5 protein-coding genes are annotated in these 5,673 nt (G+C 61.6%); all 5 read right to left on the minus strand.

Translation table 11 applies throughout. The annotated features are described in order from the left end of the window. Positions 1 to 115 precede the first annotated feature (115 nt). Entirely contained in the window at positions 116 to 1,666 is a 1,551-nt protein-coding gene (cls, locus tag RCI06_RS13990) for a cardiolipin synthase (RefSeq protein ID WP_101553277.1), read from the minus strand. Between the two features lie 140 nt (positions 1,667 to 1,806). After that, the gene (galE, locus tag RCI06_RS13995) at positions 1,807 to 2,820 is read right to left on the minus strand and encodes a UDP-glucose 4-epimerase GalE (RefSeq protein WP_121587666.1); all 1,014 of its coding nucleotides are present in this window, start codon (positions 2,818 to 2,820) and stop codon (positions 1,807 to 1,809) included. Positions 2,821 to 3,687: 867 nt separating this feature from the next. Continuing rightward, entirely contained in the window at positions 3,688 to 4,680 is a 993-nt protein-coding gene (locus RCI06_RS14000; RefSeq protein ID WP_306576405.1) for a ComEC/Rec2 family competence protein, read from the minus strand. Further along, on the minus strand, positions 4,677 to 4,898 hold the full coding sequence (locus tag RCI06_RS14005; protein WP_101552513.1) for a helix-turn-helix transcriptional regulator: 222 nt from the start codon (positions 4,896 to 4,898) through the stop codon (positions 4,677 to 4,679). The genes RCI06_RS14000 and RCI06_RS14005 overlap by 4 nt, the downstream gene beginning before the upstream one ends. Before the next feature lie 167 nt (positions 4,899 to 5,065). Then, the coding region (locus RCI06_RS14010) for a carbohydrate kinase family protein (protein ID WP_306576406.1) at positions 5,066 to 5,673 on the minus strand (608 nt) is incomplete at its 5' end.

Genomic DNA, 5,673 nt, shown 5'->3' on the forward strand with positions numbered 1-5,673 from the left:
TTTTTGTTATTCCTCCCTCCTGTGGGGGGCCGCCTTAAAAAACCCGGCCCCCCCCCACAATCCGGGGGGGGCGGGGTGCACCGCCCCCCCCGCTTCTGCATAAGCCGGAAAAGGCCTACATGATGGGCGAGAAGAGGCGCAGGAAGGCGCGCACGATCCGCTTCCACAGCTTGACGTGCTTGATGTAGTCGCGGGGGATTTCAAAGCACTTGCCGAAGGTCTTTACAATGTCGTCCCGCACGTCGGCCACGACGCCCGACTGGTAGAAGCAGACCCCGCACTCGAAGTGCAGGTAGAAGCTGCGGTAGTCCATGTTGGCGGTCCCGACGATCGCGACCTTGTCGTCCGAGACATACATCTTCGCGTGGACGAAGCCGGGGGTGTATTCATAGATGCGCACCCCCGCGTTGAGCAGCGGCTGATAGAAGGACTGGGTGGTCTGGTGCACGACCCATTTGTCGGGGATGTGGGGGGTGATGATGCGCACGTCGACTCCGCTGCGCGCCGCAATCTGCAGCGCGGTGATCATCTCGCTGTCGAGGATGAGATAGGGGGTGGTGATGTAGACGTAGCGGGTGGCGCGGTTGATGATCTGCATGTACGTCTCCTCCGAGACGTTGATCTGGTCGAGCGGGGAATCGCCGAACGGCTGCACGAAGCCGTCGCACGGCTGGGGCTGGGTGGGGCGGTACCGGGCGAAGTCATGGTCGGTGGGGACGGTGAAATTCCACAGAGAGAGGAACATCGCCGTCAGCCCCCACACGCCGTCGCCGCGCAGCAGCACGCCGGTGTCCTTCCAGTGGCCGTGCTTTTCGTAGTCGTTGATGTATTCGTCGGCGATATTGATGCCGCCGCAGAACCCCACGTTGCCGTCGATCACGGTGATCTTGCGGTGGTCGCGGTAGTTCATCATCGAGTTGAGGTGGGGCTGGAAGGGGTTGAAGAGCGCGCACTTGATGCCCGCCTTGCGCAGCTTGGCGGCGTAGTTGGCGGGCAGCGTCATGATCGAGCCGAGGTCGTCGTACATGAAGCGCACGTCCACCCCCTCCGCGGCCTTTTCGCGGAGGATCTGAAAGATCGGCTCCCACATGACCCCTTCCTCGAGGATAAAGTACTCCATGAAGATGAACCGTTTGGCCTTGGGCAGCTCCTCGAGCATCCGCGCCCACATCGTTTCGCCGATGGGCAGGTATTCCGACTGGGTGTTTTTCCAGAGGGGGGATCCGGTGGTGCGCAGGATATAGTCGGAGAGGGTGGCCATGCCGGGGTCCGCCTCCCGCAGCTCCTCGACGCAGGAGGCGTCCTGCGCCAGCACGCGGGGGGCGCTCTTCTCAGCCAGCGTGATCCGCCGGGCGAGCTTTTTCGGCATGCTCTTGTTGCCGAACATGAGGTAGAAAAGCCCGCCGAAGATGGGGAAGATCAAAATGGGAATGATCCACGCCAGCTTGTAGGCGGGGTTTTCATCCTTGCTGACCAGCCAGACCGCGATCGTGACGCTCAGCGCGGTGAGGAATCCGTAGACGGCCACAAAGTGGTCGCCCAGCAGGATGATCGCCACCAGCAGGATCGCCAGCTGGACCAGCATCAGCAGGATGACGATGGACAGCTTGCCGAAAAGCAGGCTGAATACGGATTTTGCATGCATCTGTTGTTTTTTCTTTGCCATAAACATCCCTCGATCTTTTTTCGGCAGGGCCAACACATTCCAAACAAGTCACATCATAGCAGTTTTCCCCATAAAGTTCAAGAAGATGACGGAACGGGCAAAAAAACGGGAGGCGGCCTTCGCCGCCTCCCGGAAAGGACTCAAAGCCCGTTGGGATTCTTTTTGCTGAAATTCCAGTTGTCCTCGCACATGTCGTCGAGCGTCCGTTCGGCCGTCCATCCGAGCAGCTCCTTCGCCTTGGAAGCGTCCGCGTAGGAGTTGGCGATGTCGCCGGGGCGGCGGGGCGCGATGTGGTGCTTGATCGGCTTGCCGCAGGCCTTCTCGAAGGCGTGGAGCACGTCGAGCACCGAGTAGCCATGGCCGGTGCCGAGGTTGATCGCCTCCACGCCGGTGCGGTCGAGGACGTAGTCGAGCGCCTTCAGATGGCCCACCGCGAGGTCGACCACGTGGATGTAGTCGCGCACGCCGGTGCCGTCGTGCGTCTCGTAGTCGTCTCCGTAGATGGCCAGGTCCTCGAGCTTGCCGGTCGCCACCTGCGCGATGTAGGGCAGGAGGTTGTTGGGGATGCCGTTGGGATCCTCGCCGAGCAAGCCGCTTTTGTGCGCGCCGATGGGGTTGAAGTAGCGCAGCAGCGCGACGCTCCACGCGGGATCGGCCTTCCACAGATCGGTGAGGATCTGCTCGATATAGAGCTTGGTGGTGCCGTAGGGGTTGGTGGCCGCGTGGGGCAGCGGCATATCCTCGCGGAAGGGGACGGGATTCTCCATGCCGTAGACGGTGGCGGAGGAGGAGAAGACGATCTTTTTGCAGCCGTGCGCCGCCATCACCTCGCAGAGGACGAGGGTGCCGGTGAGGTTGTTGTGATAGTAGCGCAGCGGAATGCGGCAGGATTCGCCGACCGCCTTGAGCCCCGCGAAATGGATGACCGCGTCAATCTGGTTCTGCTCGAACACCCGCTCCACCCCGGCTTTGTCGAGCAGGTCGGCCTCGTAAAATTTGAAGTCCTTGCCGGTAATCTGGCGGATGCGTTTGAGGGCCTCGGGCTTGGAGTTGACGAAATTGTCCAGCACAACGATTTCCTTGCCCGCGTTCAGCAGCTCCACGCAGGTGTGGGAACCGATGTAGCCGGCGCCTCCGGTGACTAAAATTGACATGTGCGATCACTCCTTATCATAACTGTATGGATGTCATTTTCCGTAATTTCAGTATAGTCGGAGCGGGTATCGCTGTCAATGCGCTGGATAAAACACGCAACAATTCTCCATAAAGTCGCAACAAAACTGACGCTCTGCCGGGGGATTTGCCGCGCTGCGCCCGGCGGGACTTCTTTTTAGATTTTCCGCCCAGGGGACGGAAGGCTTTTTTCGCGCCCCTCCGGGGCGCTCCAGAGGAGCCGCCTTCGGCGGCATAGATTGCCGGGACCCGCCCCGGCAGGCGGGGTACTTTCTTTGCGTCAAAGAAAGTACCCAAAGAAGGACGCCAAAGGACCCTCCGCCGGGTCCTTTGGAATCCCCGGGAGTACCTTGCCATAACCCGCAGACTACCGCCGCTCCCTACGGGTACACTAGCTGAAGGCTCAATTCAGGTTGCGGACGCTCCCAACGACCGAAGCTGGATGGCTCGCCGGGGACATACGGCGGAAAACAACGCCCGTTCCGGGCGTTCGCGCGCGCTGCGCGCGTGCGCGGCGAAGCCGCGCAGTTTTCCGCCTCTCCGTGGGCGCTGCGCGCCACGCATAAGCGGCCGTGCCTCCCCTATGGGAACTCCTGGTACGGTTCCGGAGACTCACCGGCAGTGGCATTGCGCCCGCGGCGCGGCGGCTGGCGGGATGCTGTACACCTGTCCGCTCATCCGTGACAGGGCTCCGCCGACTTTGGCCGCAGGCCAACCGGAGGCGGCGCTGGGGGTCAAGGGGGCGAAGCCCCCTGCGGCTTCTTTCCCCCATTTCTTGTCCGTACAAGAAATGGGGCCGCCTGCCGGGGCGGGACCCGACAAACTGCGCCGCTCGCCGAGCGGCAAATCTAAGACTTTTCAGTTTGCACCGCAAGCTGTTCCCCGTCCGAAGTGACGACGACGGTGCCGTTGCGGTCGGTGCGGTAAAGGGTGACGCCGCGCTTTTCGAGCCGTTCGAGCACCTCCGGACTCGGATGCCCATAGGTGTTGTCCCAGCCGACGCAGCAGACCGCGACCTCCGGGTCGACGGCGTTCAGCCACTTCTCCTGCGAGGAGGTGTCGCTCCCATGATGCCCGAGCTTGAGCACATCGGCGGAAAGGCCGTCGCCATAGGCCTTGACAAGATCGTTTTCACTCTGCCTGCTGGCGTCGCCGGTGAAGAGGAAGGAGGTCTCGCCGAAGTCGAGGCGGCAGACGACGGAATTTTCATTGAGGTCGTCGCGGTATTCGTCCATCGGCCCGAGGACGGTGAGCATCGCGCCGCCGCCGAGGTCATATTTGATACCCGGCTGCGCCTTGGCGACCTTCAAATCCTTGTCGGCGATCTCGTCGAGCAGGCGTTCGTAGGTTTTGGAGGTTGGGGTCAGTGATCTCGGCACCTCCGCGAAAAGGACCTTGCCGATCTCGAACTGGTTTACCACGTCCGCCATGCCGCCGATGTGGTCGGCGTGAGGATGGGTGGCAATCAGCAGGTCGATGCGCTCAACGCCCTGCGCCTTGAGGTAGGCGGCGACCGCATCCCCGCCGCCCACGTCGCCCGCGTCGATCAGCACATTTTGTTCGGGCGTCTGGATGAGCTCGCAGTCGGCCTGCCCCACGTCGACGTAGTGGACGGCGAGCTCCCCCTCCGCCCGCGTGACCGCCGCGGGGGAAAGCCCGGCCTTTTCATAGAGGCCGCCAAGCCCGTTCATCACGTCGTCCGTGCCGGGCAGCGGCAGGCCGCTTCCGAGCGCCTCGTTGAGAAGGATCAGGACGAAGAGCGCAGCCAGCACCGCAAGGGCGCTGAACAGGACCTGTTTCAAGGGCAGCGGCCTGCGCTTTTTCCGGCGGGTCCGGCTCATTGGTTCCCCTCCGGCTGATCCTCGTCAAAGACGAGAAGGTCGTTGGGCGTACAGCCGAAAATGACGCACAGGCTCTCAAGAACTTCGTAACGGATGGATTTCGTCTCGTTGTTGAGCATCCGATTCAGGTTTTGTCCGCTCATTCCCAACTGCTTATTGAGCCAATATTTTGTTTTGCCGATCTCCTGGAGCTTTTCCAACGCGGCTAAGCGTAACATACTGAAGCCTCCATGCCATATGTTTTAATATGATGCTAAAACATATGGTATGTATGCATAAAGACTATTGCATTGCACAATGGATACATGCTATCATATGCATAGAAAGACTTCTTCCCACACATGGCAAAGGAACGGGGGCCCCGCTATGCGGGACCCCCGTTCTGTTATCCATTGTCCAATCGGACGATTCGGTTTGCCATCTGTTTGCGAACCCGCTGGTAGAGCGCTTCGGCGCGGCCGAAGGGCACGCCGAGATATTCGGGCACGCCGCGCAGGCCCATGGAGACGGCGGAACCCACCATGCCGCAGACGGCGGCTTCCAGAAGCGGCCTCCCGCGCAGCAGGTTGATACAGAAGCTCCCGCAGAAGCTGTCGCCCGCGCCGGTGACGTCGATAATTTCATCGTCCCGCGCGCAGGGCGGCACCAGATAGAAGGCGTCCTCCTCCCTGACATGGAGGACGGCGCCCTTTCCGCCCATCTTGAGGACGACGACTTCCGGCCCCATGGCGGCGAGCCTGCGGAGATAGGGCATGTAGTTTTCGACCGGCTGCCCGTAGGGAATCTCCCAGAACTTGGTGAACTCGTCCTCACTCGGGGTGACGACCGTCACCTTTTTGAGGATCTGCTCCCACAGGCCGATATGCCGCTGGAAAAACCACTCGTAATGCGGGTCGAGCTGGACGACGCGCCCCTCCGGCAGGGCGTTCAGCAGGGCGAGGACCTCCCCGGGGGGGAGCGGGGCGATATGGAAGCCCCCGGCGTCGAGGTAGC

The organism is Anaerotruncus massiliensis (ex Togo et al. 2026), from assembly GCF_030825285.1.
Lineage (GTDB): Bacteria > Bacillota > Clostridia > Oscillospirales > Ruminococcaceae > Anaerotruncus > Anaerotruncus massiliensis.

What these genes read in the sequence shown, in the direction of transcription:
- RCI06_RS14000 (WP_306576405.1), bottom strand. Translation starts at nt 4,680, where the DNA reads ATGAGCCGGACCCGCCGGAAAAAGCGCAGGCCGCTGCCCTTGAAACAG.
- galE (WP_121587666.1), bottom strand. Translation starts at nt 2,820, where the DNA reads ATGTCAATTTTAGTCACCGGAGGCGCCGGCTACATCGGTTCCCACACC.
- cls (WP_101553277.1), bottom strand. Translation starts at nt 1,666, where the DNA reads ATGGCAAAGAAAAAACAACAGATGCATGCAAAATCCGTATTCAGCCTG.
- RCI06_RS14005 (WP_101552513.1), bottom strand. Translation starts at nt 4,898, where the DNA reads ATGTTACGCTTAGCCGCGTTGGAAAAGCTCCAGGAGATCGGCAAAACA.